This window comes from Marinimicrobium sp. UBA4209 (assembly GCF_002381585.1).
In the GTDB taxonomy this organism is placed as follows: domain Bacteria; phylum Pseudomonadota; class Gammaproteobacteria; order Pseudomonadales; family Cellvibrionaceae; genus Marinimicrobium; species Marinimicrobium koreense.
Genome location: NZ_DFTP01000108.1, coordinates 1 through 2,783 on the forward strand (window position 1 = coordinate 1; position 2,783 = coordinate 2,783).

A 2,783-nucleotide genomic window follows, 5' to 3' on the forward strand; every position below is an offset into this window, starting at 1 on the left:
GTCGGGTTACGCCTTCGGCTAACCCGACCTACCCGGGTTTGTTGGCGTGCCCTACCGATGATTTCCGTCCTGTATTACACTGCCGATACATTCTCTGAATCCGGCCGTGTATGACTTTCGATCTCAAACTGTATTCTGACCAGCTGGCCCAGTTGGTCGCCCAACCGTCGGTGAGCTGCTCCGACCCCCAATGGGATATGGGCAACCGCAAGGTGCTCGACCTGCTGGCCGACTGGCTCGAGGCTCGCGGCTTCCAGTGCGAGCTTCTGGCAGTGCCGGGCAAGAGCGGCAAGCACAACCTGATTGCCACCAAGGGCTCCGGCGCCGGTGGGCTGGTTCTGTCTGGCCACAGCGATACCGTACCCTACGATCAGAACCGCTGGCAGAGCGACCCCTTTTCGCTCACGGAAAGAGACGGCAAGCTCTACGGTCTGGGCGCCACCGACATGAAAGGTTTTTTCCCGGCGGTGCTCGCGGCCATCGATGCGGTTGCTGATCAACCTCTGGCGCAACCCTTGATCGTCATCGCTACGGCCGATGAAGAGAGCAGCATGAGCGGCGCCCGGGCGCTGGTGGAGCTGGGGCGCCCCAAGGCGCGCTACGCGGTGATTGGGGAACCGACCGAGCTGCGCCCGGTGCGCATGCACAAGGGCATCATGATGGAGTCGATTCGGGTGCGCGGCGCCAGCGGGCACTCCTCGAACCCGGCGCTGGGCAAGAACGCTCTGGAAACCATGCACGGGGTCATCTCCGAGCTGCTCACATACCGGAGTGAACTGCAGACCCGCTACCGCAATCCCGGCTTTCAGGTGGATGTGCCCACCATGAACCTCGGCTGCATCCATGGCGGCGACAACCCCAACCGGATTTGCGCCGAGTGCGAATTGCATTTCGACCTGCGGGCGCTGCCCGGCATGGACAACGACGAGCTGCGCGCGGCCATTGGCCGGCGCCTGCGCCCCATTGCCGAGCGCTCGGGTACCGACATTGTGTTATCGGAACTGTTTGCTGGCGTGGAGCCCTTCGAGCAGGACGAGCACTCCGCCCTGGTAAAGGCCTGTGAGCGTCTCACGGGCCACTCCAGTGAGGCGGTGGCCTTCGCCACAGAGGCCCCGTTTCTGCAATCCTTGGGCATGGAGACGCTGGTGCTCGGGCCCGGCTCGATCAACCAGGCCCATCAACCCGACGAGTTTATCGACATTCAACAACTGGCACCGGCGGTGGACATTCTCAGCGGGCTGATTGATCGCTTCTGCATCCAGCCCGACACGGCGGCGTCCGAAGTCCCTGTGTCTGACAAAAGGAACTAACGCTTTGACCGGTTCAACCCAAGACTACGTCAAATGGTTCAGGCACTCCTCGCCCTACATCAATGCACACCGGGGTAAAACCTTTGTATTGATGTTGCCCGGCGAAGCCCTGGTGCACCCCAACTACGGCAACATCATCTACGACATCGCCCTGCTCAGCAGCCTGGGAGTACGACTGGTGGTAGTGCACGGTGCGCGACCGCAGATTGATGCCCGACTGGCCGAGTCCGGCATCGAGAGCCAGTTTCACCGCAACCTGCGAGTCACCGACGCCGCCAACCTGGAACAGGTCACCCAAGCCATTGGCCAGGCCCGCATTCAGATGGAGGCGGCCCTGTCCACCGGGGTGCCCAACTCCCCCATGCACGGCGCACGCATGCAGGTGATCAGCGGCAACTTTGTGGTGGCCATGCCCCACGGCGTGCTCGACGGCGTCGATCTGCAGCACACCGGCAAGGTCCGCCGGATCAACACCCGCTCACTCAATACCGTACTCGACTCCGGCGCCATCGCCCTGCTCTCGCCGCTGGGCTATTCCACCACCGGTGAAGCCTTCAACCTCTCCTTCACCGATGTCGCCACTCAAGTGGCCTCGGCGTTGAAAGCGGACAAGCTGTTGGCGTTTATAGAAGCCGAGGGTGTCAGCGATGCCAGCGGCGAACTGGTCAGGCAGTTGGCTGTGCAGGAGTGCCGGGACTTTCTGGAACAACAGGGCGAACAGATCAGCGGGGATATCCGTCAGGCACTCTCGGCCTGTTACCTGGCCTGCCTGCAGGGCGTGCCCCGCGCCCAACTGTTCAGTTACGCCGCCGACGGCGCCATGCTCAGCGAGCTGTTCACCCGGGACGGTATGGGCACCATGGTGCACTCGGACAGTTACGAACAACTACGCCGGGCCACCATCGATGATGTGGGCGGGATTCTGGAGCTGATCGCGCCGCTGGAGAATGAGGGCATTCTGGTGCGCCGCTCCCGGGAGTTGTTGGAGACGGAGATCGACCGGTTCCATGTGCTGGAAAAGGACGGCACCATCATCGCCTGTGCGGCCATGTATCCCTTTGAGGAGAGTGCGGAACTGGCCTGTGTGGTCACCCATCCGGAGTACCGCAAGGGCGGCCGGGCGTCGACGCTGCTCACTCAGATGGAGAAAATGGCGCGGCGTCAGGGCATCAAGCAATTGTTTCTGCTGACCACCCAGACGGCTCATTGGTTTATCGAGCAGGGGTTTGTTCAGGCGCAGATTGATGACCTCCCTGTTGCGCGGCGTCGGTTGTATAACTATCAGCGGAATTCGAAGATTTTTATCAAAAACCTATAGGACAGGTTGAGAAACCGTTAGAGCTTCGTATCGAAACGCTGCGGTTGGGTATACTGTTGTGAGACACGCCGTGAACCCATCCGTGGGGGCTCATCACCCGCCGGCCCCCTTCGCGCTCCCCGCGCTTCGGGGCACTTCCCACATCCATGTGGGGC

2 protein-coding genes are annotated in these 2,783 nt (G+C 61.8%); both read left to right on the forward strand.

Annotated elements, in window-relative coordinates; all coding sequences use genetic code 11:
• Positions 1 to 110 precede the first annotated feature (110 nt).
• The gene (gene argE, locus B3187_RS16100; RefSeq protein ID WP_286807476.1) at positions 111 to 1,310 is read left to right on the forward strand and encodes an acetylornithine deacetylase; all 1,200 of its coding nucleotides are present in this window, start codon (positions 111 to 113) and stop codon (positions 1,308 to 1,310) included.
• A 4-nt stretch (positions 1,311 to 1,314) separates the two neighbouring features.
• The gene (gene argA / locus B3187_RS16105; RefSeq protein WP_123638383.1) at positions 1,315 to 2,628 is read left to right on the forward strand and encodes an amino-acid N-acetyltransferase; all 1,314 of its coding nucleotides are present in this window, start codon (positions 1,315 to 1,317) and stop codon (positions 2,626 to 2,628) included.
• Positions 2,629 to 2,783 lie beyond the last annotated feature (155 nt).

Excerpts from the sequence above, each read along its gene's own strand:
- argE (WP_286807476.1), top strand. The coding sequence starts at position 111 with ATGACTTTCGATCTCAAACTGTATTCTGACCAGCTGGCCCAGTTGGTC.